The organism is Streptomyces sp. CY-1, from assembly GCF_047218265.1.
GTDB lineage: Bacteria > Actinomycetota > Actinomycetes > Streptomycetales > Streptomycetaceae > Streptomyces > Streptomyces niphimycinicus.
This window is the reverse complement of sequence record NZ_CP178393.1, coordinates 10053444-10077745: the sequence shown is the minus strand read 5'-3', so window position 1 is coordinate 10077745 and position 24302 is coordinate 10053444. Positions and strand designations below refer to the sequence as shown.

The window sequence follows — 24302 nt, the reverse complement described above, 5'->3', positions numbered from 1 at the left end:
GGTGTCCGCCGCATCGGTGTCCGCCGCTTCGTTGACCGCCCTTTCGATGACCGCACCGCCCGTGCCCACCGGCCCCACGGTCTCCGCCAATGTGGCCGCGCATCTCGCGGCGCTCGCGGACCGCCGCGGCTGGTCCGGCCGGGCCGCCTTCTTCGAGGGCCACCGGGTCTGGACCCACGGCGAGGTCCACGACCGCGCCGAGCGCGCCGCCACCGTACTGGCGGGCCGCGGGGTGGCGGCCGGCGACCGGGTGCTGCTCGCGTTACCCGACGGCATCATGTGGGTGACCACGTTTCTGGCCGCCGCCCGGCTGGGCGCGACGGCGGTGCTGGTCAATCCCGCGCTCACCGCGGACGACCACCGCTTCATGGCCGAGGACTCGCGCGCCGCGCTGGCCGTCTCGGGCCCCGGACTCCAGGACCACTTCGACGGCGTCCCCTGGCTCGGCGCCGACCAACTGTCGGCCCTGACCGGTCCGCCCGCCACGCTGGGCGCGGTGGCCCCGGCCCCGGCGGCGGAGCCGGTGACGGCCGCCACCCCGCTGTACCTCCAGTACACCTCCGGGACCACCGGCCGCCCCAAGGCGGTGACCCACAGCCATGGCGATATGGCCGCCTATCACGATCTGGTCGGGCAGGAGGTGCTGGACATCGGCCCGGCGGACGTGTCGTTCTCGGTGTCCAAGCTGTTCTACGCCTACGGCTTCGGGAACGCCGTCGCCTTCCCGCTCTTCTCGGGGTCGGCCGCCGTGCTCACCGCGGACCGCCCCGGACCGGCCCTGATCGACGACCTCGTGGCCCGGCACCGGGTGACCCTGCTGTACTCGGTGCCGTCCTCGTACGCCGCCCTGGTGGACGAGCGCGGCACCGGCCACACGGCCTGCTTCGCCTCCGTCCGCGCAGCGGTCAGCGCGGGCGAGGGGCTGCCGCCCGCCCTCGGTGAGCGGGTCGGTGAGCTGCTCGGCGCGCCGGTGCTGGAGCAGATCGGCTCCACCGAGGCGGGTCACGCCTTCTGCGCCAACACGGTATGGGACAACGTGCCCGGCACCCTCGGCCGTCCGGTGCCCCGCTTCGAGCTGGAGTTACGGGACCACGAGGGCGCCGTGGTGGCGGACGGCGCCGACGGCACCGCCGAGGGCGAGCTGTGGGTGCGGGGTCCGACGGTGGTCACCGGCCGCCCGGGGGACGGCGGTTGGCTCGCCACCCGGGACCGGGCCCGGCGCGAGCGCGACGGGACCTATCGCCATCTGGGCCGGGTCGACGACCTGGAGATGGTCGGCGGGATCACCGTGTCGCCGCTGGAGGTCGAGGAGGTGCTGCGGCAGCACCCGGCGGTGCGGGAGGTGGCGGTGGCGGCCGTCCCCGACGAGCGGGGCGCGACCCGGCTGCGCGCCTATGTCGTACCGGCGGCCGGCCCGGGTGTCGTACCGGCGGCCGACCCGGGTGGCCGGGCGGCCGGCGAGGAGACGCTGACGGCCGAGCTGATCGCGCTGGCCCGGCGGCGGCTCGCCGCGTACAAGGCGCCGCGCACCGTGCGCCTGGTGGCCTCGCTGCCGCGCACCCCGACGGGAAAGCTGCGGCGCCATGTCGTCCGCACGGGCCGCTGGTGACGCGCCGCGGGCCCAACGGCCGCGCCCGAGCGCACGGCCTCCCGACCGACTTCGAACGATGAGGACCTCGATATGTTGCAGCGGCTGCTCCCCGAGCGCGGGTTCTATCTGGGGCTGATGTTCCAGGAGGCCGCGGCCCGCCACGGCAGGGTCAGGGTGACCCTGGACCGGCCACTGGACGTCGCCCCCGACGCCGGTACCGACCTCGGGTACACCGATCTGGCCGATCTGGTCGACGATCTGGCCGCCCGGCTGTGGTCGGCGGGGGTCCGCCCGAGTGAGCATGTGGCGATCCTCAAGGGCGACAACGTCGACATCGTGCTGCTGACCTGTGCCGTCTCCCGGATCGGCGCGGTCCCGGCGCTGCTGTCGCCCTCGTTGGAGGGACAGGTGGCCGCGGTGCTGCTGGACCGGCTGCACGCCCCCTGGCTGATCACCGACCGGGCGACGCTGGAGTCCACGCTCAGCGCCGTGGACACCACCCTGGCCCGGGGCGTGCTGACGGTGGACGAGGCGTCCGGGAACACCACCGCGCTCGCCGCGCTCGCCGGAGTACCGCGCCGCCCGGCCATCCGGCTCCATCCCGGTGAGCCCTCGCTGATCACCCACAGCTCGGGGACCACCGGCATACCGAAGCTGGCCGTGCACTGCCCGCACACCATGTGGAACCGGCTGGTGCCCCAGCAGGCGCTGGGCCGGGCCACCCGCCGTGAACCGGCCGCGCTCCACATGTCGTTCGCACACTCCCGCTTCTACCATCTGCTGGGTGTGCTGCTGCACTTCGGCAGCCCGCTGCTGCTGCTCGTCGACCCCGACCCGGCCCACGCAGGTCCGCTGCTGGCGGCACACCGCCCCGGCATCGTCGAGACGCATCCCAACACCTATGTGCTGTGGGAGGAGCTGGCCGACGCGCCGGACGGGCCACTGTCCAGCGTCCGGGCGTACGGCTCCACCTTCGACGCCATCCACCCCCGTACGGTACGGCGGCTGCTCGCCGCCTCCCGGCGCCGCGACCCCCGGCTGATGCAGTTGTACGGGCAGAGCGAGACCGGGCCCATCGCGTTTTGCTGGTACACCCGGCGGGGCGCGGACCGGGTGCGGGCGCGGCGGGTGGGCACCGGCATCCCCGGCTTCACCCGGATCCGGGTGGTGGACGAGCGGGGCCGCACCTGCCCGCCGGGGGCGACGGGGGCCATCGAGGCCCGCACCCGCGGCCGGATCCTCACCTACCTCGGCGCGCCGGAGAGTTACGCCCGGCAGGTGGACCGGGGCTGGTGGCGGATGGGTGACATGGGCTACCGCGACCGGTGGGGCGCGCTGTATCTGCTGGACCGCGAGGTGGACCAGATCTCCACCGTGGACAGCAATCTGGAGGTGGAGGACGAACTGCTGTCGCGGATCGCCGACCTCCGGGAGGTGGTCATCGTCCACGGTCCAAAGCGGCAGCCGGTGCCGGTGGTGTGTACCCGGGGCGACCAGCCGCTGGACCCCGCCCGCTGGCGGGAGGCGACCGGGGATCTTCGGGCGCTGGCCGAGCCGGTGCAGTGCCGCTTCGAGGATCTGCCGCGCACCGGCACCTGGAAGATCAAGCGGCTGGAGATCGCCCGGCTGCTCGCCGCGGGTGAGCTGCCCATCCTGTCCACCGCCCCGGTCGGTGGCTGAGATGGCGGCGCGGCAGGAGAGCGGGCCGGTTCTGGTGGTGGGCGCCGGGCCGGTCGGGATGACGGCGGCGCTCACCCTGCGCGCCGCCGGGCTGCCGGTCACGGTGCTGGAGGCCGGGGCGCGGGACCGGGTGCGGCCCGGGAGCCGCGCGCTGTTCGTCCACCGGCGGTCGCTGCGGCTGCTGGAGCGGGCCCGCCCGGGGCTGGGCACGCGGATCGCGGCGTACGGGACGACCTGGCGCACCCGGCGCACCCTCTACCGCGGCCGTGAGGTGTTCGCACGGACCTTTCCGCGGGCCGCCGGAGACGGGGGCTACGGAGACGCGATTACCGGCGACGGGGTTTCCCACGAGGGGGTTTGCGGAGACGCGGCCGCGGCGGCACTGCCCGCGTTCACCAGTCTGCGCCAGGTGGACACCGAGCGGTTCCTCTTCGAGGCGTGCACGGAGGCGGGCGTGGAGTTCCGCTTCGACGCCGAGGTGCACGGGGTGCGCTCGGACGGCGACGAGGTGACGGTGACCGCGAAGGACGGCGGAAACTGGACGGCCGGTCATGTGATCGCCGCCGACGGGGCCCGTTCGGGGGTGCGCGGGGCGCTGGACATCCCGCTGGAGGGCACCCGGTCCGAGGGGTACCACGTGGTCGTGGACGTGGCGGATCCGGCCGGCGGGGACCTGCCGGTCGAGCGGGTCTTCCACTACGAGCACCCCGGCACCGGCGGCCGCACCGTGCTGCGGGTGCCGTTCACCGGGGGCTTCCAGATCGATCTCCAGTGCCGCGCCGACGATCCGCCGGAGTCCTTCGGCACCGAGCAGGCGGTGCGCCGCTGGCTGCCCCGGCTGGTGGGCGAGGACTGCGCCCACCGGGTGCTGTGGGTGTCGCGGTACCACTTCCTGCGCAAGGTCGCCGGGTCGTTCGCCGATCCGTCGGGCCGGGTGCTGCTGGCCGGTGAGGCGGCGCATCTGTTCCCGCCGTTCGGGGCCCGCGGGATGAACAGCGGGATCGCGGACGCGGTGGCGGCGGCCGAGGCGGTGTCGGCGGCATGCTCCGAACCGTCGCGGGGACCCGCGGCGGTGGCCGGGTACGCCGCCGCCCGCCGGAGCGCGGCCCTGCACAACAGCGAGGCCGCCGGGGCGGCCCTGGACCATCTGCGGCCCCGGCCGTGGAAGCGGGCGGCCCAGCGCGCGGCGGCGACCCTGGCCCCGGTGGTCCCCCGCTGCGGGGAGTGGCTGGAACGCGCTCCTTACGGCCCCCGGGGCGGCCCGGCGCGCGGCTATTGACCGGCAATCCAGCGAACGCGGCTAGGAATCCGGCCGGACAGCACTCATCGGATACCGCAAACACCGGAAGCAGCTTCGGACAACATCGGGACGGAGACGTGGAAGCGGACATGGTCGCTGCACAGAACATCGGTCACGCCGACGCGTCGGACCAGAAGCAGTGGACGCTGATGTGGCGCGAGGACGGCGGGCTGACGCCCTCCCGGGCGGTGCCGGACGCCGCCCTGCTGGCCGCCGACTCCTGGCTGGTCGACGACGGGCGGGTGCGCGGGCTCGACCACCACCGCCGCCGGTTCGTCGCCGCGTGCGTCGAGGCGTCCGGCGACTCCCCCGCCCGGATCGAGAGCTTCTGGCGCGAGGCGATCGCCGCCCTGCCCCGTACCGAGCGCTGGTTCCCGCGGGTCGAGCTGGCCGGTCCGGAGCCGGCCCGGCTGTTCCTGCGGATACGCCCGGCGCCGCCGCGGACGGCCAATGTGACCGTATGCCTGACCGAGGAGTTCGATCCGCGGTCGTATCCCCGCCGTAAGGGCCCCGACCTCCCCCTGCTGGCGCATCTGCGCGAGCGGGCCGCCGCCCGGGGCGCGCAGGAGCTGATGCTCACCACCCCCTCCGGGCTGGTGCTGGAGGGGACGACGGCGAGCGTTCTGTGGTGGGAGGACGACGTCCTGTGTCTGCCGCCCCCGGGGCTTCCGCTGCTGGCGGGCGTGACCTCGGCGCTGCTCCAGGACCGGGCGGCCGAGCTGGGCGTCCGCACCGAGCACCGCAGCCGCACCGTGCAGGAGCTGGACGGCCGTGAGGTGTGGCTGGTCAACGCGGTGCACGGAATCCGCCCGGTGACCGCCTGGCTGGGCCGTCCGCTGCGGGCGGGCCCGGCGCTGCGCGCCGCCTCCTGGCAGTCCTGGCTGGACGGCGCTTCCGATCCCCTGGTTTCGACGAACGGAGTTCACCGATGACGACGACCACCCCGGCGCGTACCACCGCCCGGCTGGATCTGAAGGGCCTCGCCCCCGAGGTCTCCGCCGCGATGGGCGAGCTGCACCGGGCGGCGGTGCGGGCGGCCCGGGCGGCGGGGGTCGAGCCCGAGCTGCTGGAACTGGTGCGCATCCGCGCCTCGCAGCTCAACGGCTGCGCCTTCTGCCTGGACATGCACACCAAGGACGCCCGCGCCCAGGGCGAGAGCGAGCAGCGGATCCACACCCTCGGCGCCTGGCGGGAGACCCCGTTCTTCACCGAGCGGGAGCGGGCCGCGCTCGCGCTGGCCGAGGCGGTGACCTCGGTCCAGGACGGCCAGGTGCCGGACGAGGTCTACGTGGCGGCCCGCGAGGTGTTCGACGAACCGCAGGTGACGGCGGTGATCTGGGCCGCCGTCGTGATCAACGCCTACAACCGCACGGCGATCAGCGCACGGATGGTGCCCGGCGCCTATCAGCCCGCCCCGCGCTCCTGACCCCGACACCGGTGCGAGCGCGCGCCGGTGACAGCACTCGCTGGAGGCCAGACCATGAACACCCACGGACCGCGACGCGTATTCGGGCCGCGTCCGCCCCTGCCCGGGCGTCCGGCCAGGGGTCCCAATCCGCTGCGCCGCCGGACGGACCGGATCCAGACCTGGTGCACCGTGCTGTTCGTGCTGATCCTCGCGGTCGGGCTGCCGGCCGCCTCGATCAGCGCGGGGTACGCGGCGCACGCCTCCCAGATGCGCGTCGTGGCCGCCGAGACCTCGGCGCGGCACCAGATCACCGCACGGCTCGCCGAGGCCCCGCCCGGGCCGGACCACACCGATGTGCGGGAGCCGCGGCAGGCGCGGGTGCGCTGGGTCGCCGACGACGGTGAGCGCCATACGGGCACCGCCACGGTGTCCGGCGGCGGCTCGGGGGGCGAGGTGCGGGTCTGGGTGAACCGCGAGGGCGCCCTGGCGCAGGCGCCCTCCTCCCCGGCGACCGCGCGGACCATGGGCTGGTTCACCGGCTGTGTCACCGCGGCGGCGGTGGCCGCGGTCGCGTTCACGGGGCGGGCAAGGGTCCGGCGGACCCTGGACCGCAGGCGATACGCGCGATGGGAGGCAGAGTGGAAGGTGGTGGAACCCGCGTGGTCCGGCCGGAACCGCCGCTGAGCGGGGCTCCGGCCGCCTCCGCGGGGTTGCGCGGCCGCCAGGGATCAGCCACCGCCACCAGAGGCGGCCGCCGGAAGTGAGGAGCAGACCATGTCGCACACAGTGGAGTGGAGGGTCCATCTCTACCTCTCCGAGGACGAGGGGCGGACCACGGCCCGCGTCGAGCTGGACACCGGGTCCGCGGCGCTCACCGGCCGGGGACTGGCCCGGTGCAACCCGGACGACGAGGACGTGCCCGTGATCGGCGATGAGCTCGCCGCCGCGCGGGCGCTCAGCGACCTGGCGCAGCAGCTCGAGCACGCCGCCGAGCGGGATCTGGAGAGCGTGGGCGCGCCCCCGGCCTCGCGCAGGCCGCGGCCCGGCTACGGCTGGATCGCCTGAGGAGCCGGACCCGACACGACCGTAGTACGGACCTCGGGAGCGAGGTCCGGCAGGCGCCGACGGCCTCGGCGAAGGCTGGAGGAAGGGTGCGAAATACAGCCCCCGCAAGCGCTGGCCATTATTTATGAATACATCTTGACAGCCCGTTCGGCACCCCCGGACGATGAACCGGACTCTCATCGCCGAGCCGCCGACCGCGGGGAGCCCCCTGTGACGCTGTCGCCGCATCTGCCGGACAAACTGACCATCTCGCTGTGGGACTTCAGTTGGTACACCCGCACCGGCCCGGGCGAGCCCTTCTCCGACCTCGACCGGGCCTTCGCGGAGGCCGTGACGCGCGGCTACAACACCGTGCGCATCTGCGCCATGCCGTTCCTGCTCTTCGGCTCCCGGCTCGACACGGACAAGCTGCGGCCCTCGGGCCTGGGCGGCGCGTACGGGCAGCGGATGCGCTGGTACGACGTGGGCGGCGGGGGCGAGATCGACGGACGGGCCTGGCTGCGCGAGCTGTTCGAGGCGGCCCTGCGCCATGACTGCTTCGTCATCCTCTCCAGTTGGGAGTACCAGCAGAGCCCTTCGTTCGGCGAGGACCGCGCCTGGTTCGACGCGCTGATGGCCGTCGATCCCGAGCGGCGCCCCGAGGCGCTCGCGGACGCGCTGGCCGATCTGATCGACTTCCTGGTGATCCACGGTCTGGACGACCGGATCGCCTTCACCGAGCTGCACAACGAGGTCCAGGGCAGCCGGCTCACCGAGGGGCTGGCGGGCCAGGACAAGGTCGTCGCCCTGCGGCCACGGCTGGAGCGGGGCATCGCGCGCTTCAAGGAGCGCCACCCCAACCGGCCCGTCACGGTCAACTACGCCAAGGTGCCGGTCGGTTCGCTGCGCGGGGTCCCCCGCGAGGTGGATGTGGCGGTCTTCCACCCCTACGTCTACGGGGTGCTGGACGAGCTTCTGGCCACCTTCGCCATCCGCGACCGGGGCCGCCCCTTCGCCCAGGAGCCGGTCCGCCGGGAGCTGCTGCGCCCCGGCGCCCCCGATCTGGCCGACTGGGCTCCGCCGCCCGGCGACCGCTGGCGGCTGGAGGCCACCACGGTCGGCCCCCGGGAGATCTACGTCCACGACTGGTGCGACCCCGACCGCTGGGACGCCTGGCTGTACGACCGCTATGCCATGCACCGTCTGGCGATGGAGCAGCGGCTGACCACCTGGATCGAGGCGGCCGCGGACTGGGCGGCCGGGAGCGGGGTCCCACTGGTCTTCGGCGAGGGCTGGATCGGCTACACCCCGCTGCACGGGACCTTCGAGGAGGGCCCGGTGGGGGCCGCGTTCTGCCGCCGCGCCGTCGAGGAGTCGGCACGGGTGGGCGCGTGGGGCGCGGTGGTGTGCTCCAACGCGGCGCCCCAGCACCCGATGTGGCAGGACATCGCACTCCAGCGGGAGTGCAACGCGGTGCTGCGCGGCTGACGCGCGCGACCGAAGGCGGCTCCGGTGACGATGACGCACGTCATGAGGGCAGGCGTTCGCCAGGTTCCGCCAGGCCCTCGAGCGCCACTGGAGCCGCGCTCGCACCGGTAGCCGCCGCCCTCAACGGGTACGCACATCACATTCCCCTTGGCGGTGACGGCGAAAGGGCCCGAATGTGACGACGTCCCCAGCGGACCCAAGCGAGCGTGCCACCGGGCGGGCCCCGCGCCGTGCGCTGGTGGCCGGTTCGGTCGGCAACTTCATCGAGTGGTACGAATTCGGTGTCTACGGCTTCTTCGCGACGATCATCGCGGCGAACTTCTTCACCCCGCACGGCGGCAACGAGCTCGAGGGCCTGGTCAAGACCTATGCCTCCTTCGGGATCGCGTTCTTCTTCCGCCCCATCGGCGCCGCCGTCTTCGGCCGGATCGGCGACCGGATCGGCCGCCGGCCCACGCTGATCCTGGTGCTGCTGCTGATGACCGGCGCCACCACGCTCATCGGCGTGCTGCCCACGTACGACACGCTGGGCGCGGCCGCGCCCTGGCTGCTCACGCTGTTGCGGATCCTCCAGGGGCTGTCCGCGGGCGGGGAGTTCGGCGGTGCGGTGTCGATCATGACGGAGTTCGCGCCACCGGGCCGGCGCGGGCTCTACGGGGCGTGGCAGTCGTTCACCGTGGCGCTGGGGCTGCTGGCCGGGGCCGGTGTGGCGGCGCTGCTGGCCACGGTGATGAGCGAGGAGTCGCTGGGCGCCTGGGGATGGCGGTTGCCGTTCCTGGCGACCCTGCCGATCGGGCTGGTCGCGCTGTGGCTGCGGCTGAGGCTGGAGGAGACCCCGTTCTTCCGCGCGGCGGCGGACGGGGAGACCGGCACCGCGCCGGGCCCCGGGGCACCGTCCGCCGTACCGGAGCGGGTGGCGGACCCGCGTGAGCTGGCCGGGGCCATCGTCATGGGGGCCGCGCGCATCATGGGCTGGGCGGCGGCCGGTTACACCTTCCTGGTCGTCATGCCGTCGTATCTCCAGGCCACCTTGAACGCCACCTTCCGGCAGGCGCTGGTCGCCACCGTGGTCGCCAACGCGGGCTTCGCGCTCTCCATCCTCCCGGCGGGCCTGCTCAGCGACCGGATCGGGCGGCGGCCGGTGATGCTGACCGGGGCCGCGCTGGTGGCGGTGCTGGCCTTCCGCTGCTCAATGTGTTGCAGGAGCCGGGCAGTTCGGCGTGGGTCCAGGGAGCGGCGGTGTTCGTCGCGGGCGTGGTGGTGGGCCTGATGGCGGGCCCGGGTCCGGCCATGCTCGCCGAGATGTTCCCGACCCGGGTCCGCTACACGGGTCTCGGGCTGGCGTACGCGCTGTCCAACGCGGTGTTCTCCGGATGCGCGGGGCTCATCATCACCGAGGTGATCAAGCACACCGGCGAGGTCGACATCCCGGCCTACTACGTGACGGTGACCTGCGCCATCAGCGTGCTCGCACTGCTCACCCTGCGCGAGGAGGACCACCGCGGCGCGCTGCCGGAGGTGGCGCGGGCGGGGAAGGCCGTCGAGACGGAGGAGGAGACACCATGCGCGTGATCGGTCTGATGTCGGGCACATCCCATGACGCGGTCGACGCCGCGGCAGCCGATCTGGTGCTGGACGGCGACACCGTGGTGCTGGCCCCGCTGGGGATGGTCGGCGAGGCGTATCCGGAGGCGCTGCGGTCGGCGCTGAGCGCCGCGCTGCCCCCGGCGGCCACCACCATGAAGGAGGTGTGCGCGCTCGACACCCGTATCGGCCAGGCGTTCGCCGCGCTCGCGGCCCGCGCCGACCGGGAGCTGTGCGAGGGCCGCGCGGACCTCATCGGCTCCCACGGTCAGACGGTGTACCACTGGACCGAGGGCGGGCGGGTGCACGGGACGCTACAGCTCGGCCAGCCCGCCTGGATCGCCGAGGCCACCGGCCGCCCCGTCGTCTCCGATCTGCGCACCCGTGATGTGGCCGCGGGCGGCCAGGGCGCTCCCCTGGTCAGCCTGGTGGACGCCCTGTGGCTGCGCGGGCGCCCCGGTGTGTGCGCCGCCCTGAACCTGGGCGGGATCGCCAACATCACGGTGGTGTCGAGCGCCGGCGATCCGCTGGCCTTCGACACCGGCCCGGCGAACGCGCTCATCGACGCGGCGGTCGGCGATCTGACGGGCGGCCGGCTGGACCATGACGCGGACGGCGCCATGGCGGCGCGCGGCACCGTCCACGAGCCGCTGCTGGAACGGCTGCTGGCCGAGCCGTATTATGCGCTGCCCGCGCCCAAGACGACCGGCAAGGAGCTGTTCCACGGCTCCTATCTGCGGGCGGCCCTGGCCGCCGCGGGCCCGGTGCCGGACGATGACGTGGTCGCCACCGTCACCGAGCTGACGGCCCGTACCGTCGCCGACGCGGTGCGGTCGGTGCACGCCACCGAGGTGATCGCCTCGGGCGGCGGCACCCGCAACCCCACCCTGATGGGGGCGTTGCGCCGGGCGCTGGGCACCATCGGGCTGCGGACCTCCGATGAACTCGGCCTTCCGGCGGCGGCGAAGGAGGCGTACGCCTTCGCCGTCCTCGCCTTTCTGACCGCCCATGGGCTGGCCGGTGCGGCACCGAGCTGCACCGGCGCCCGCCATGCCAGCGTGCTGGGGTCGATCACCCCGGGGCGCCGCGGCCTCACCCTGCCCGCACCGGGCCGGCCGGCGCCCACCCGGCTGGAGATCTTCCGCCGCTGAGCGATCGGCGGCGCGTGGCCGGTAAAGGGGATGTCGGCATCGGCCGTACTCGGGGTACGTTGGGAACGGTCGGCTATAGAAGGGGCGAACGTGGGTAAAGACCCCACGAGTTGCCGACGGGGGGCCGACGGGGGGACGGGGGCACGTGGCGGAATCCGGTATGGGTGTGGGCTTAAGAGGCCGCAGCGGGATCATCAGTCTGGTCGGAGAGTGTCTCAGGCTGGGGCCCACGGACGAGCGGCCGGTGATCATGCTGCTGGGGCCGCGCGGCAGTGGGGCCAGCGAGGCCCATGGCGCGCTGATGGAGAAATTCGGGCCCGAGACACCGTTCGCGTATATCAATCTCGGCGGTGAGCAGTCGCTGCTGCCGCGGTACGGGCTGGCCCTGATCGCCCGCCAGTTGGAGCGCAAGCTTCCGCGCTACCGCCGCTCCCACTTCCCGCGGCTCACCCTCGGTCTGCTCGCCTCGGACCACCAGTTGCGGATGACGAGCCTGGCGGAGGGGCGGCGCAACATCCGGCGGGAGCTGGACGCGTTCCAGGAGCGGGCGGAGGCGCGTTACGGCGACTATCTCGCCGCCTTCTTCGAAGTGGCCGGAGGCGCCGTCGGCGCCCCCGACGGCGCCTCCACGGCGGCGCTCGCGCTGCTGCGGGACGCGCTGCGGCGCGGCCGGAGGCGGCTGCCGGGCCGCAAGTTCACCAGCAGCGCCGCCTGGTACGGCGGGCATCCGCTGCTCCAGAGCCGGGATCCCTGGGAGGCGCTGGTCGAGCTCAACCTGTGGCGCCACGACGGTGACGAGGACGATCAGGAGCGGCTGGACCGGGTGCTGTTCTCGGCCCTGCTGGAGGATATGCGCGGCAATGTGCGCCACTCGTTCATGCCCCGCTCCTATCTGCTGCTGCTCGACAACTCCCATACGGAGTACGGCCGTCGCTTCCTCGATCTGCTGATCCGGGCCCGTCATGACGACTCCGTGGTGGCCGGCGCCGACTGCGATCCGCTCACCGTCGTGGCCAGCTCCAACCGGTGGCTGCCCCGCTGGGGCCCGGCCACCGGCGATCAGTGGCCGTGGCGGCTGCGTGGCCCGGACCGGGCCTCCCTCGCGGACTGGACGGAGCACCGGCCGGGCCGGGACAGCGATGACACCTGGTGGTATCCGCTGCGGCTGCGCGATCTCAATCTGGACGAGGTGCGCATCCGGATCGAGCTGGAGCTGCGCCACCACCCCGACCTCGCGCCGTTCACCCGGCTCGCGCCCTTCATCCACCGGCTGACCGCGGGGCTCCCCCGGGCGGTCAGCCAGGTCCTTGAGCTGTTCCGGCATTCGACCGTGCCCACCGAGGACGGCGCCGAGCAGGACCGCTGGCTGCGCACCCTGCCGGACCGTACGCCGCGGGAGGGCGAGGACACCCGGACGCTGGTGGAGGCCGCCCTGGACCATCTGCTGCGCGGTTTCGACCCCATGCAGCGGGCGGCGCTGGAGGAGTGCGCGGCGGCGCGCGATCTGTCCATCGGCACCCGGCTGCTGGGCTCGGGCGACTCGCTGTTCGGCGAGGTCCGCGGCCGCTGGCTGCTGCACAGCCCGGGCACGGTGACCCCGGCGCTCCACCCCTGGCCGCGGCGGCTGCTGCTGTGGCGGCTGGCCGCGCGTCCGGACGACTGGGACGCGGTCCACGAGCTGCTGGCCGAGCACTTCAGGTCCGAGGGGCGCACCGTCCAGGAGATGTACCACCGGCTGGCGGCCGAGCGGATCGACGAGGTGACCGGCTATCTGGTGGCGCGCTTCCCGACGGTGCCCGCGGCGCAGTGGATCAGCGAGTTCAACACGATCACGGCCGCGCCCAACCGGCTGGGCCAGGCCGGCGGACCGCTGGAGCTGCTCGCCGGCCTCGCCCCGGAGGAGCCCCCGGAGGCGGTCACCACCGCCTCGGTGATCCGGGAGCTGATCACGGTGCGCTGGGTGTGGAGCGATCCGCTGGCCGACCCCGGAATGCGGCTCAACGACATGATCGCCGACGGGTTCAACCAGCTCTCACGACTGCGGAGGAACGACATCGTGGCCCTGTTCAACGAGGCCGAGCGGTACCGCCACTGGCGCCATCCGCTGACGCGCGCGGGCGAGGGGTGAGACCGGTGCCGAGACTGGAATGGCCACTGCATATCGTGCGCCGGGTGGTGATCGGCGTGATCGTCGTCGCACTGCTCGCGGTGGCGGTCCCCCTCACCGTGAACTGGATCCAGGAGAAGCGGGCGCGGTGCGGCGAGGGCGTCGTCAAGAAGGGCGACGACCACGAGTGCGTCGGTGTCACCGACGGCTCTTATGTCTTCGCGGACCATCTGAAGTCCGTGGAGAAGAAGATCAAGGCGGAGAACGACCGGGTGGAGGAGAACGCCGGCAAGGAGCCGTACGTCAGCGTCGCCTATATGACCTCCTTCACCCTGACCGACGACGACAGCAACTCCGAGGAGTCGGTCCGCCATGAGCTCGAGGGCGCGTATCTGGCGCAGTACCGGCACAACCGCGGCGATCTCTCCTCCTCCCCCAAGATCAAGCTGCTGATCGCCAATGTGGGGAGCAACGCGGCCCACTGGGAGCACACCGTCGACGAGCTGATCGGCCGGATGGCCCCCGACCGCGACAAGCTGGTCGCGGTCACCGGGCTCGGCCCCAGCACCGATCGCAGCCTCAGCGCGCTGCGGCGGCTGTCGGACCGCGGGCTCGCCCTGGTGGCCAGCACCATGACGGCCACCAACATAGAGGGCATAAAGGGGTTCGTCCGGGTCTCGCCGACCAATGTGGACGAGGCGTATGCCGCCTCCGCCTATCTGAAGAAGCAGAAGGTCCGTACGGCGGTGGTCGTTCAGGACGCCGCGCGGAGCAACTACTACGCCAAGACGCTGGGTGACGCCTTCACCGAGGTCTTCCAGGACACCAAGGGCCATCGGCTGGTGGCGGACCGGATGACCTATGACTCCTCGGTGCGCAGCGCCTGGGAGAACGAGCTGCGCTATATGCCGGGGCAGTTGTGCGACCAGAAGCCGGAGGTGGTCTACTTCGCGGGCCGCGGCAAACACCTCACCCGGTTCCTGGACTCACTCGCCAACCGGCCCTGCCAGGAGCGGAAGTTCACCGTCATCACCGGTGACGACACCTCCAACCTCACCGCCAAGGAGCTGGCGCACGCGGCCGAGAGCGGGGTGCGGGTGCTCTACACGGGCCTGGCGCATCCCGATATGTGGCAGCAGGACCCCCTCCATGTCTCCGGCCCCTCGGCCCGCCACTTCCAGCCGGGCGGATCGCTGGACAAGTGGTTCCCGGGCGATCCGCGCTACGACGGCCAGGCCATCATGGGGCATGACGCGGTGCTGGCCGCCGCCCATGGCATCCAGATGGCGGCGGGCTGGCAGGGCGAGGTGTCGGGGGACGCGGTGGCGCGGATGTTCCACCAGATGGACGGGCGTCAGCAGGTGGCGGGGGCGAGCGGCTTCATCTCGTTCCAGAACAACGGCAATCCGCGCAACAAGGCCATTCCCATCCTGCACCTCAACGCCAGGGGGCGCTCGGAGCTGGTGGAGGTCTCGGCGCCACGGGGCGAGCCGCCCAGAAAGCAGTGAGCCTCCGCCAACTTGAAATCACAGGTCAAAGAGCTGGTGTGACCGGTTCTCGGGGTGCTCACGCTGGTCGTGGGCGACAGTCTGCGGAGTAGATCATCCGTCAGCGGTTGACTTCGGGGTTCGTCAGAACGAGCAGGGCGCGCAGGAGGTGGGTGGCGCGGGCGGGGTCGCGTACGTCGTTGTCGAGGCCGCGGAAGCCGGAGGTCCGCCAATGCGCCGAGACCGGCGGCGCGCAGGTGGGCCAGAATGTGGTCGTGGCGGGCGGCCGTGATGTCGTGGGTGCGGCCGGGCCGGGCGGCGGATATCCAGATCAGGCGGCCTTTCTCGTCGGTCACGGCGAGGAAGTGCAGGCCGTGATGGCGGTATTTGCCGGAGTAGTTTTGCCGGTCGGCCTTTCCTGTGCGGCGTCGGGTGGGGATGAGGGTGCCGTCGATCAGGACTACCTCCCCGCCCTGCTAGGCCACCTTCTTCAGGACGCGGTCCAGGCGCGGAGCCTGCGCGGCGAGGAGGGCGATCAGCTCGTCGCGCCAGCGGCGGACGGTGGACGGTGGACTCGGACACATTGTTGCCGCCGGCCATGTCGGCCAGGCGCTGGTCGTGGCACAGCACGGCCAAGACGATCACCGTGATCCTCCCGGGCGGCAGGATCCGCCATCTGGACCGAATCGCCTTCAGGTGGCGTCGCAGTAGATCGGCGAGGTACTTGACGGTGCTCGTGGACAGCGGCAGACGGCACTGGTAATCAAGCGGGCAGGTGTCCTCGGCGCGTTCTTTGGTTCTCGTCACACAGTTCCAACGGCCGCCGGGGGCACCCCGGTTACGCCCGCACCCCACCACTCCGGGCGCTGGCGTCCCTGGTCACAGGCAGGTGGTAAACCGGCCGTCGGTCGGCCGATGGGCGGGGCGGATCAGTTGCGCGTGCCGGCCGGTGGGCCGACGACGGTGGTGAGCCGGAGTTTGGTCTCGTCCTCACTGCCCGGCGCGGCGGTCATGATGACAATCTTGAGCTCCGTGTCGCCGTCGGTCAGGACATCGCAGTCCACCGTGACCGGGCCCACCGACGGGTGATCGACCCTCTTGTGGACCTCGCGGTTCGCGGTCACCTCTCCCGTCGCCCACAGCTCGGCGAACCTCTCGTTGCCTGCGTTCAGGTCGCGGACCAGCGCGGCCAGGCGGCTGTCCCGGGGGAAGCGGCCGGTGGCGCGGCGCAGATCGGAGACGAGGGCGGCGTCGGCGGTGTCGGGGTCCGTCTCGGTGACCGGCCACAGCGCGAGGGGGGTGTGATCGACGTCCACCGGGAACCTGTCGCGGGCGAAGTTGCGCATCCGCGGCGGCGAGGCCAAGGGGTCTCCCAGCAGGGCGGCCCACCCGTGGTTCCACCACACCAATTGCCAGTCCGCCGCGAACACGGCCACCGGTACGTCTCCGAGGCGGACGAGTACCCGTTGCATACCGGGCGGGAGAAGGTCGCAGATCGTGCCGTCCGCCGGCGGCACGATCTGGGCCAGCCGGTAGAGGTGGTCCCGCTCGGCGGTGGACAGTTGGAGAGCGCGCGCCAGGGACGCCACCACCGACGCCGAGGGTGTCGTGGCCCGCCCCTGCTCCAGGCGCACGACGTAGTCGACCGACACTCCGGCCAGGTCGGCCAGTTCCTCGCGCCGCAGCCCGACAGCCCGGCGCTTGCGGACGACCGGCAGCCCAGCGGCTGACGGGGGCAGCCGGTTCCGCCACGTGCGGATCATCGCGCCCAGTCCAGCTCCGGGGGGTGTCCTCGTCATGCTCTCCATCCTCCCGCGTCCCCGATCACATGCGGGGGCGCGAGGGTGGTACTGGTCTTCCCACCGTCGAAGCGTCCCTGGTCCGGCTTCCTCGTCAAGGCAACTATCGAAGGCATGACGATCACTTTCATCACCGGAGCCAACAAGGGCATCGGCCGCGAGACCGCCCGCCGCCTCATCGCGTGCGGTCACACCGTTCTCCTGGGAGCCCGCGACCGTGAGCGGGGTGAGGAGGCAGCCGCCGCGCTGGGCGCACGCTTCGTCCCCGTCGACGTGACCGACGACGCGTCCGTGGCCGCCGCCGCCGCGGACGTCGCCGAGCACGAGGGCAGGATCGATGTCCTGATCAACAACGCGGGGGTCCAGGGTCCCTTCGGTGATCCCGGCGACCTCACCGCCGCCGACGCCCGCGCCGTCCTCGACGTCAACGTCATCGGCGTGGTCCGCACCACCACCGCGTTCCTGCCGCTGCTGCGCCGTTCGGACGACCCCGTGATCATCAACGTCAGCAGCGGCATGGGCTCCCTCGCCTTCACCCACGACCCCGGGCGGTCCGAGTCGCACGTCGTCGTGCCGCTGTACGCCTCATCGAAGGCGGCGCTGACGATGTTGACCACGCAGTACGCCAAAGGGCTCAAGGGCATTCGCGTCAACGCCGCCGACCCCGGCTACACCGCGACCGACATAAACGGTCACAGCGGCTCCCAGACCGTCACCGAGGGCACGGACGCGATCGTCGCCCTCGCCACCGAGGGGCCCGGTGCCGGCACCGGACGCTTCATCGACCGCCATGGCGAGATCGCCTGGTCCTGAGACCGGCGGTGCCGGGTCACCGGCCCTGAAGAACAGAACGGGCAGAACATCGAGACCGGTCCCGGACAGGAGAACCGCTGCCGCCACTGGCGTCGGCGGAACCTCCGGCCGAGGTGATCAGGACGTACGAGCCGGGGCCCGGCACGTCGAGACGGTAGCCGCCGTCGGGATGGCGGAAGGATGACGATGCTGCGGCAGCTCGGGTTCCTGACCGGAACTGCTGCGCGACGCACTGGACTTGCGAGTGAGCACGGAGACCACCCGCGCCACCCACCTCCTGCGCGCCCTGCTCGTCCTGACGAATCCGGAGGCTCAGTGACGCACAGGCCGCGGTGAGGGTCAGGACGCGGTGACGGTCAGGACGCGGTGACGGTCAGGCCGCAGTGAGGTCAGGCCCCAGGAGGCGGTGGCGGTCAGCCGCCGCCCTGGGGCCGCTCGCCCCCGGCCTTCTCGTCCCCGCTCTTCTCGTCGTCGACGATCTCCGCGTCCACGACCTCCTCGTCGGGCGCGTGGGCCTGGCCCCCGCCGTCACCGGAGGAGCCGCCCGCCGAGCCGCTCGCTCCGCCGTCGGACGAGCCGGACTGCTGGGCCTGGGCGTAGATGGCGGTGCCGATCCGCTGCCCGACGGTGGCGGTCCGCTCGGTGGCCTCGCGGATCGCGTTGGTGTCCTCGCCCTCGAGCGTCCCCTTCAGCTCCGCGACCGCCGCCTCGGCCTCCTGCCGGACGTCCTGCGGCACCTTGTCGGCCTGATCCCGCAGCAGCCTCTCGGTCTGGTAGACGAGTGCCTCTGCCTGGTTGCGGGTCTCGGCGGCCTCGCGGCGCTTGTGGTCCTCCTCCGCGTAGCTCTCGGCCTCCCGCATCATGCGGTCGATGTCGTCCTTCGGCAGCGCGGAGCCGCCGGTGACGGTCATCCGCTGCTCCCGGCCGGTGCCGAGGTCCTTGGCGGAGACATGCATGATGCCGTTGGCGTCGATGTCGAAGGCGACCTCGATCTGCGGCACCCCGCGCGGGGCGGGCGGCAGGCCGGTCAGCTCGAACATCCCGAGCTTCTTGTTGTACGCGGCCATCTCGCGCTCGCCCTGGAAGACCTGGATCTGCACCGACGGCTGGTTGTCCTCGGCCGTGGTGAAGACCTCCGAGCGCTTGGTCGGGATCGTGGTGTTCCGCTCGATCAGCTTGGTCATGATGCCGCCCTTGGTCTCGATGCCGAGGGACAGCGGGGTGACGTCCAGCAGCAGGACGTCCTTGACCTCGCCCTTGAGGACACCGGCCTGGAGGGAGGCGCCGATCGCCACGACCTCGTCGGGGTTGACGCCCTTGTGCGGCTCCTTGCCGGTCAGCTCCTTGACCAGGCCGGTCACGGCGGGCATCCGGGTGGAGCCGCCGACCAGGATCACATGGTCGATATCGGAGGTCTTGATCCCGGCGTCCTTGATCGCCTGGTGGAAGGGGGCCTTGCAGCGCTCCAGGAGGTCCTCGGTCAGTTGCTGGAACTGCGAGCGGGTGAGCTTCTCGTCCAGATGCAGCGGGCCCGCGTCGGACGCGGTGATGTACGGCAGGTTGATCGTGGTCTCGCTGGCCGCGGAGAGCTCGATCTTGGCCTTCTCGGACGCCTCGCGCAGCCGCTGGACCGCCATCTTGTCGTTGGCCAGATCGACGCCGTAGCCGCCTTTGAAGCGGGTGACCAGATGGTCCACGATCCGCTGGTCCCAGTCGTCGCCGCCGAGGTGGGTGTCGCCGTTGGTGGCCTTGACCTCCACCACCCCCTCGCCGATCTCCAGCAGCGAGACATCGAAGGTGCCGCCGCCGAGGTCGAAGACCAGGATGGTCTGGTCGTTCTCCTTGTCCAGCCCGTACGCCAGGGCGGCGGCCGTCGGCTCGTTGATGATCCGCAGCACCGTCAGCCCGGCGATCTCGCCCGCCTCCTTGGTGGCGGTGCGCTGGGAGTCGTTGAAGTACGCGGGGACGGTGATCACGGCGTCCGTGACGTCCTCGCCGAGATACGCCTCGGCGTCGCGCTTGAGCTTCTGGAGCACCCGCGCGGAGATCTCCTGCGCGGTGTAGCGCTTGCCGTCGATGTCGCCGGTGGCCGGGAACCGCCACCGGTCCTCGCCCACGTGGCGCTTGACCGAGCGCGCGGTGCGCTCCACGTTCGTCACCGCCTGGCGCTTGGCGACCTCGCCGACCAGCACTTCGCCGTTCTTGGCGAAGGCCACCACCGAGGGGGTGGTCCGGGTCCCCTCGGTGTTGGTGATGACGGTCGGCTCGCCGCCCTCCAGGACGGATACGACCGAGTTCGTCGTACCCAGGTCAATACCGACTGCGCGGGTCATCTGAGCCCTCCTCCCGGTCTGCCTCCCAGTATCCCAAAAAGGGATGTTCCGGGCGGGTGGGGAGGCGGGGCGGGGCTCAGTCCCGCAGGTGGTCGACCTCGCGCATCTTGTTCGTGGCGTCGAGCGCGGCGACCTTGTAGGACTCGGCGAAGGTCGGATAGTTGAACACCGCGTCCACCAGATAGTCGACGGTGCCGCCGCAGCCCATCACGGCCTGGCCGATATGGATCAGCTCGGTGGCGCTGGTGCCGAAGCAGTGCACTCCGAGCAGCCGCCGGTCCTCCGGGGAGACCAGCAGCTTCAGCATGCCGTGCGCATCGCCGACGATCTGGCCCCGGGCCAGCTCGCGATAGCGCGACACCCCGACCTCGAAGGGCACCTTCTCGTCCGTGAGCTGGTCCTCGGTGCGGCCGATGAAGCTGATCTCGGGGATGCTGTAGATCCCGATCGGCTGAAGATGGTGGATCGGGTTCACCGGCTCCTCACAGGCGTGGTACGCCGCGCTGCGCCCCTGTTCCATGGAGGTCGCGGCCAGGGCCGGGAAGCCGATGACATCGCCGACGGCGTAGATATGCGGTACGGCGGTGCGGTAGTGCTCGTCCACGGCTATCCGGCCCCGCCGGTCGGCGGTGAGCCCCGCCTTGTCGAGGTCCAGCCCGTCGGTGAGTCCCTGGCGCCCCGCGGAGTACATCACCGCGTCGGCGGGGATCTTCTTACCGCTCTCCAGGATGGCCAGGGCGCCTCGCGCATGGCGCTCGACGGCCGCCACGGTCTCGCCGAAGCGGAAGGTGACGGCCAGGTCGCGCAGCCGGTACTTCAGCGCCTCGACGATCTCGACATCACAGAAGTCCAGCATCCCCTCGCGCTGCTCGACCACGGTGACCTTGCTGCCCAGGGCGGCGAACATCGAGGCGTACTCGATGCCGATCACCCCGGCGCCCACGATGACCATGGAGCGCGGCACCCGCTCCATGTTGAGGACACTGTCGGAGTCCATGATCGTCCGCTCGTCGAACTCCACGCTCGCGGGGCGGGCCGGGCGGGTGCCGGTGGCGATCACGATATGCCGCGCGGTCAGCAGTTGTTCCTGACCGTCCGCGTCCGTGACGGCCACGGTGTGGTCGTCCACGAACCGCCCGGTGCCCGGGAACAGCGCGACCCGGTTGCGGGAAAGCTGGTTGCGGACGACGTCCATCTCCCGGCCGACCACATGCTGGGTCCGGGCCGTCAGGTCGGCGATGGTGATGTCGTCCTTGAGCCGGTAGCTCTGGCCGTACAGATCCCGCTGGGTCAGTCCGGTGAGATAGAGCACCGCCTCGCGCAGGGTCTTCGACGGAACCGTTCCGGTGTGGAGGGAGACCCCGCCCACCATCTCCTGCCGGTCGACGACGGCCACCCGGCGACCGAGTTTGGCGGCTGCGATGGCAGCTTTCTGGCCGCCCGGTCCGGACCCAATCACAAGCATGTCAAAGTCGGTCACGGACCGAGTCTGGCATCGGATGACGTCCCGCTGGAAGAGCGAATCGCCGGTCAACCGCCCCGGGCGTCACCAGACTTGGGGCGCCCTACTCGGCGTGGGGCCACAGACGGCCCTGCGCGTCCCGGGCCAGCGAGGTCAGGGAGGCCAGCAGAACGAGGGCGACCAGCCCGGCCGGCAGGGCGGGCGCGGCCCGCGCGGCATGGGCCACCAGCAGCCCGCCCGCCGCGGCACCCACCACCAGGGCCCCCAGCAGGGCCATGCTGAGCCTCCCCACCGTGCCGCTGCGCGCCACGTCGACCAGCAGCCCGGTCAGGGCGCCGGTGAGATAGGTGGTGGAGAGGCCGGGCGGCCCGACGGCCCGCACCAGACCGCTCTGCCCTCCCATGGCGAGCGCGGCCACCGCCAGCAGCCCCAGTTGCCGACCGCCGGAGGGGTGGCCGCCGGCCGCCGCCCACGCCGCCCAGAGCCCGCCGAGCGCGAGCAGTTCCACCGTGAGCGCGCAGCGGGCGCGCCAGGCGGGCCGGGGGCCGCGGACGATCCGGCCGCTGAGCAGCGCACCCGCGATGTATCCGGCCATGGCGATCGCGGAGTCCCGGGCCCGCGTCGCGTCCAGGGACGCGGTCGACATGCCGAGCAGGGAGAGATTGGCGGTCATGACGCTGGTGAAGACGCCGCCCAGCGCCAGAAAGCTGATCGCGTCCATCGCCCCGGTCGCCGCGGTCAGCGCGACGGCGGCGGCCACTCCCCCGGAACCGGCGGCCCGGCCCGGGCGCCGCCGCTTCGGCGCGGGGTCGGTGTCGCTCTCATCTGCCATCGGCACTCCTCCGGCCACCTCGGGTGCCCCCGGGCGGCGCACCGGAAACAGGGCCCTGGGAGCACCGGAGGTATCAGGAACCGGCGGGGGTGGCGGCTGCCCGCCGCTCGCGGTGTTTCGCGGCCTTGGCGCTGTTGCCGCACAGCCGCATGGAGCACCACCGGCGCCGTCCGCCCGGTGTGTGATCGAGGTAGACCATCGTGCACAGCGAGGCGTCGCACATCCGCAGCGCCCCGCGCCGCTCCGGGTCGCCGAGCACCGCGATGAGATCGCGGACGACGACCGACTCCAGCTCCCGCCCGGACAGCGGGCGGTCCGCGCCGTCGACCCCGACCCCGGTGCCGGTGGCTATCAGCAGCGGCTGCGGCGGGGCGGGCCGCGCCCGGTCGTTGAGCAGTGCCACGGACACGGCCGACGGGGCGCTGCCGTGAACGACCGCCGCCACCACGTCGTACGCCGCCTCGCGCAGCGTCCACAGCTCGGCGAGGAGTTCATCGGTGACGGCCTCGTCGTGGAGCCGCAGCCTCACGCCCTGGCACCACTCCCGCAGCCGGTCGAGGGTGCCGAGGCGCTCGATCGGGGCACTGTCGCGCCGCCCGAGGGTCGCCACGAGATTCAGGGCAAGGCTGCCGGTGTCGAAGCGCAGTGCCCGCAGCCGGGCGGTCACCCGCGGCCGCGGCACCGGCCCCGTCGAGGAATCCATCCGCATATAGTAACCATCCGAAGGGTTACCAAGCGGCTGAGGATGAGGGCACATCATGCGGATCGCGGTCATCGGCGCGGGTGGCGTCGGCGGATACTTCGGCGCACGGCTCGCCGCAGCGGGTGACGATGTCACCTTCGTGGCACGGGGCCGCCATCTCGCGGCGATCCGGGAGAAGGGGCTGACGGTGCGCAGCCCGCTGGGCGAGCTGCGGGTGCCGTCCGAGGCGGTGGTGCCGGCCATCTCCGACCTGGAGGCCCCGGACCTCGTCATGGTGGCGGTGAAGCTGTGGGACACCGAGGACGTCGCCCGGCAGCTCGCAACCCTCGCCGAAGGCGGCGCCGCCGTCGTGTCCTTCCAGAACGGGGTCCAGAAGGACACGGTGCTGCGCCGCCATCTGCCGGCCGGGGCCGTCCTCGGCGGGGTCGGCTATATCTCGGCGTTCATCGAGGAGCCCGGGGTGGTGGTGCACAACGGCACATTGCAGCGGCTGGTGTTCGGCGAGTACGACCGTACGGAGTCCCCGCGCGTCCGCGCCTTCCTCGACCGCGCGGTGGCGGCCGGTATCGACGCGGAGATCAGCGCGGACATCGAGCGCACCATCTGGGAGAAGTTCGTCTTCCTGGTGGGCCTTTCCGGGACGACGTCGGCGGTGCGGCAGCCGATCGGGGTGGTCCGCGGGGATCCCGGGTCGCGGGCCCTGCTGCGTGAGGTGATGCACGAGGTGGTCGCCGTGGGCCGGGCCAAGGGGGTGGCCCTGGACCCCGGTTTCGCCGACGACCGGCTCGCCTTCTGCGACACGCTGCCCGCCGCCATGACGTCCTCCATGCACAACGACCTGCTGCGCGGCAACCGGCTCGAACTGGGCTGGCTCAGCGGCGCGGTGGCCGGCCTCGGCGCCGAGCTGGGCGTAGCGACCCCGCGCAACCGGGCCATCGCCGACATCCTCTCCCCGTACGCCCTGGGCGATCCGGCCGCGACCGGCGGCGCGGATGTCAGCGCAGCAGGGGCAGCTTCCCGATGAGCTTGCTCACCCTGTTCCGCGGGCCGACGAGGCTGAGCGCGAGATAGTCGAGGTCCTCGGTCTTGGTGCCGGCCAGGCTGTCGAGGTACTCGTCGTAGACCCGTGAGGTCTGGGCCTGCCCGGGCATGTCGACGAGGAAGATGTCGTCCTTCTCCGCGGCCTTCGCGCGCAGCTCGCGCAGTGTCTCCGGGCCGGCGACCAGGATCGAGCAGCCGGCCCACGGCAGCCCCGGGTGGCCGGCGCCGGACCCGTCCCGGCCGTCCGGCCCGAGCAGCTCCGGCATCGCCCGGCCGACGGCGGCGGCCATGCAGGCGGCGGCGTTCACCGCCCGGCCCGCCGGCAGCTCCTCGGCCACGACGATCACCCACTTCAGCTTCGCCTGCCGGGTGGACTGGTCGGTGCGGACATCCTCGTCGGTGAGCTGGGGAACGGACACGAGCGGCACTCCTTGTCGATGGCTAATGTGGTGGATGTGGTGGACGGTACCCATCCATCC

At 72.2% G+C, this 24302-nt stretch carries 19 protein-coding genes and 2 pseudogenes; 14 read left to right on the top strand and 7 right to left on the bottom strand.

What is annotated here, in order from left to right; all coding sequences use genetic code 11:
- Nucleotides 1-46: 46 nt before the first annotated feature.
- The 12 genes and pseudogenes from ACK1X7_RS43305 to ACK1X7_RS43250 all read left to right on the top strand — a co-directional run bounded on the left by ACK1X7_RS43305 (nucleotide 47) and on the right by ACK1X7_RS43250 (nucleotide 14861).
- The gene (locus ACK1X7_RS43305; protein ID WP_385148005.1) at nucleotides 47-1609 is read left to right on the top strand and encodes an AMP-binding protein; all 1563 of its coding nucleotides are present in this window, start codon (nucleotides 47-49) and stop codon (nucleotides 1607-1609) included.
- Between the two features lie 72 nt (nucleotides 1610-1681).
- The gene (locus ACK1X7_RS43300; protein WP_398161538.1) at nucleotides 1682-3271 is read left to right on the top strand and encodes a class I adenylate-forming enzyme family protein; all 1590 of its coding nucleotides are present in this window, start codon (nucleotides 1682-1684) and stop codon (nucleotides 3269-3271) included.
- Between the two features lies 1 nt (nucleotide 3272).
- A complete protein-coding gene (locus ACK1X7_RS43295) occupies nucleotides 3273-4550 on the top strand; it encodes an FAD-dependent oxidoreductase (protein ID WP_413116955.1) in 1278 nt (425 codons plus the stop codon).
- A gap of 110 nt (nucleotides 4551-4660) precedes the next feature.
- The gene (locus ACK1X7_RS43290) at nucleotides 4661-5503 is read left to right on the top strand and encodes an aminotransferase class IV (protein WP_385147973.1); all 843 of its coding nucleotides are present in this window, start codon (nucleotides 4661-4663) and stop codon (nucleotides 5501-5503) included.
- Complete coding sequence (locus ACK1X7_RS43285) at nucleotides 5500-5997, top strand: carboxymuconolactone decarboxylase family protein (RefSeq protein WP_385147976.1); 498 nt, start codon at nucleotides 5500-5502, stop codon at nucleotides 5995-5997. The genes ACK1X7_RS43290 and ACK1X7_RS43285 overlap by 4 nt, the downstream gene beginning before the upstream one ends.
- 54 nt (nucleotides 5998-6051) lie before the next feature.
- The gene (locus ACK1X7_RS43280; RefSeq protein WP_385147979.1) at nucleotides 6052-6663 is read left to right on the top strand and encodes an Rv1733c family protein; all 612 of its coding nucleotides are present in this window, start codon (nucleotides 6052-6054) and stop codon (nucleotides 6661-6663) included.
- 90 nt (nucleotides 6664-6753) lie between these two features.
- A complete protein-coding gene (locus ACK1X7_RS43275; protein ID WP_385147982.1) occupies nucleotides 6754-7044 on the top strand; it encodes a DUF1876 domain-containing protein in 291 nt (96 codons plus the stop codon).
- 210 nt (nucleotides 7045-7254) lie between these two features.
- Nucleotides 7255-8511: a cellulase-like family protein gene (locus ACK1X7_RS43270; RefSeq protein ID WP_413116556.1), complete on the top strand. Its 1257-nt coding sequence runs from the start codon at nucleotides 7255-7257 to the stop codon at nucleotides 8509-8511.
- Nucleotides 8512-8686: 175 nt separating this feature from the next.
- Nucleotides 8687-10083: pseudogene (locus tag ACK1X7_RS43265) on the top strand (MFS transporter).
- Nucleotides 10074-11246, top strand: a complete 1173-nt coding sequence (locus ACK1X7_RS43260; protein ID WP_385147987.1) for an anhydro-N-acetylmuramic acid kinase — start codon at nucleotides 10074-10076, stop codon at nucleotides 11244-11246. Before ACK1X7_RS43265 ends, ACK1X7_RS43260 begins: the two are co-directional and overlap by 10 nt.
- Nucleotides 11247-11496: 250 nt before the next feature.
- The gene (locus ACK1X7_RS43255; RefSeq protein WP_390795193.1) at nucleotides 11497-13374 is read left to right on the top strand and encodes a hypothetical protein; all 1878 of its coding nucleotides are present in this window, start codon (nucleotides 11497-11499) and stop codon (nucleotides 13372-13374) included.
- 5 nt (nucleotides 13375-13379) lie between these two features.
- Nucleotides 13380-14861: an ABC transporter substrate-binding protein gene (locus ACK1X7_RS43250; protein ID WP_413116555.1), complete on the top strand. Its 1482-nt coding sequence runs from the start codon at nucleotides 13380-13382 to the stop codon at nucleotides 14859-14861.
- A gap of 263 nt (nucleotides 14862-15124) precedes the next feature.
- Here the strand turns inward: ACK1X7_RS43250 and ACK1X7_RS43245 are convergent.
- A pseudogene (locus tag ACK1X7_RS43245) lies at nucleotides 15125-15280 on the bottom strand (transposase family protein); the annotation flags it as partial.
- A gap of 489 nt (nucleotides 15281-15769) precedes the next feature.
- A complete protein-coding gene (locus tag ACK1X7_RS43240; protein WP_385147996.1) occupies nucleotides 15770-16648 on the bottom strand; it encodes a helix-turn-helix transcriptional regulator in 879 nt (292 codons plus the stop codon).
- Nucleotides 16649-16753: 105 nt separating this feature from the next.
- On the opposite strand from ACK1X7_RS43240, the gene ACK1X7_RS43235 reads away from it, so the two are divergent.
- Nucleotides 16754-17452 (top strand): SDR family NAD(P)-dependent oxidoreductase, encoded by a 699-nt coding sequence (locus ACK1X7_RS43235; protein WP_046426084.1) that lies wholly within the window; start codon nucleotides 16754-16756, stop codon nucleotides 17450-17452.
- A gap of 413 nt (nucleotides 17453-17865) precedes the next feature.
- Here ACK1X7_RS43235 and dnaK read toward each other — a convergent pair whose 3' ends face one another.
- The 4 genes from dnaK to ACK1X7_RS43215 all read right to left on the bottom strand — a co-directional run bounded on the left by dnaK (nucleotide 17866) and on the right by ACK1X7_RS43215 (nucleotide 22782).
- Complete coding sequence (gene dnaK / locus ACK1X7_RS43230) at nucleotides 17866-19785, bottom strand: molecular chaperone DnaK (RefSeq protein WP_390795171.1); 1920 nt, start codon at nucleotides 19783-19785, stop codon at nucleotides 17866-17868.
- 76 nt (nucleotides 19786-19861) lie between these two features.
- Entirely contained in the window at nucleotides 19862-21265 is a 1404-nt protein-coding gene (gene sthA / locus ACK1X7_RS43225) for a Si-specific NAD(P)(+) transhydrogenase (RefSeq protein WP_382948390.1), read from the bottom strand.
- An 85-nt stretch (nucleotides 21266-21350) separates the two neighbouring features.
- The gene (locus tag ACK1X7_RS43220; protein ID WP_390795170.1) at nucleotides 21351-22079 is read right to left on the bottom strand and encodes a YoaK family protein; all 729 of its coding nucleotides are present in this window, start codon (nucleotides 22077-22079) and stop codon (nucleotides 21351-21353) included.
- A gap of 73 nt (nucleotides 22080-22152) precedes the next feature.
- Nucleotides 22153-22782 (bottom strand): CGNR zinc finger domain-containing protein, encoded by a 630-nt coding sequence (locus ACK1X7_RS43215; RefSeq protein ID WP_385156923.1) that lies wholly within the window; start codon nucleotides 22780-22782, stop codon nucleotides 22153-22155.
- A gap of 55 nt (nucleotides 22783-22837) precedes the next feature.
- On the opposite strand from ACK1X7_RS43215, the gene ACK1X7_RS43210 reads away from it, so the two are divergent.
- A complete protein-coding gene (locus tag ACK1X7_RS43210; RefSeq protein ID WP_390795169.1) occupies nucleotides 22838-23806 on the top strand; it encodes a ketopantoate reductase family protein in 969 nt (322 codons plus the stop codon).
- On the opposite strand, the gene ACK1X7_RS43205 is transcribed toward ACK1X7_RS43210, so the two are convergent.
- The gene (locus ACK1X7_RS43205; protein ID WP_216343486.1) at nucleotides 23778-24242 is read right to left on the bottom strand and encodes a DUF2000 domain-containing protein; all 465 of its coding nucleotides are present in this window, start codon (nucleotides 24240-24242) and stop codon (nucleotides 23778-23780) included. The genes ACK1X7_RS43210 and ACK1X7_RS43205 overlap by 29 nt on opposite strands.
- Between the last annotated feature and the right edge of the window lie 60 nt (nucleotides 24243-24302).

Excerpts from the sequence above, each read along its gene's own strand:
- ACK1X7_RS43305 (WP_385148005.1), top strand. The coding sequence starts at position 47 with ATGACCGCACCGCCCGTGCCCACCGGCCCCACGGTCTCCGCCAATGTG.
- ACK1X7_RS43300 (WP_398161538.1), top strand. The coding sequence starts at position 1,682 with ATGTTGCAGCGGCTGCTCCCCGAGCGCGGGTTCTATCTGGGGCTGATG.
- ACK1X7_RS43295 (WP_413116955.1), top strand. The coding sequence starts at position 3,273 with ATGGCGGCGCGGCAGGAGAGCGGGCCGGTTCTGGTGGTGGGCGCCGGG.
- ACK1X7_RS43290 (WP_385147973.1), top strand. The coding sequence starts at position 4,661 with ATGGTCGCTGCACAGAACATCGGTCACGCCGACGCGTCGGACCAGAAG.
- ACK1X7_RS43285 (WP_385147976.1), top strand. The coding sequence starts at position 5,500 with ATGACGACGACCACCCCGGCGCGTACCACCGCCCGGCTGGATCTGAAG.
- ACK1X7_RS43280 (WP_385147979.1), top strand. The coding sequence starts at position 6,052 with ATGAACACCCACGGACCGCGACGCGTATTCGGGCCGCGTCCGCCCCTG.
- ACK1X7_RS43275 (WP_385147982.1), top strand. The coding sequence starts at position 6,754 with ATGTCGCACACAGTGGAGTGGAGGGTCCATCTCTACCTCTCCGAGGAC.
- ACK1X7_RS43260 (WP_385147987.1), top strand. The coding sequence starts at position 10,074 with ATGCGCGTGATCGGTCTGATGTCGGGCACATCCCATGACGCGGTCGAC.
- ACK1X7_RS43255 (WP_390795193.1), top strand. The coding sequence starts at position 11,497 with ATGCTGCTGGGGCCGCGCGGCAGTGGGGCCAGCGAGGCCCATGGCGCG.
- ACK1X7_RS43240 (WP_385147996.1), bottom strand. The coding sequence starts at position 16,648 with ATGGAGAGCATGACGAGGACACCCCCCGGAGCTGGACTGGGCGCGATG.
- ACK1X7_RS43235 (WP_046426084.1), top strand. The coding sequence starts at position 16,754 with ATGACGATCACTTTCATCACCGGAGCCAACAAGGGCATCGGCCGCGAG.
- dnaK (WP_390795171.1), bottom strand. The coding sequence starts at position 19,785 with ATGACCCGCGCAGTCGGTATTGACCTGGGTACGACGAACTCGGTCGTA.
- ACK1X7_RS43220 (WP_390795170.1), bottom strand. The coding sequence starts at position 22,079 with ATGGCAGATGAGAGCGACACCGACCCCGCGCCGAAGCGGCGGCGCCCG.
- ACK1X7_RS43215 (WP_385156923.1), bottom strand. The coding sequence starts at position 22,782 with ATGGATTCCTCGACGGGGCCGGTGCCGCGGCCGCGGGTGACCGCCCGG.
- ACK1X7_RS43210 (WP_390795169.1), top strand. The coding sequence starts at position 22,838 with ATGCGGATCGCGGTCATCGGCGCGGGTGGCGTCGGCGGATACTTCGGC.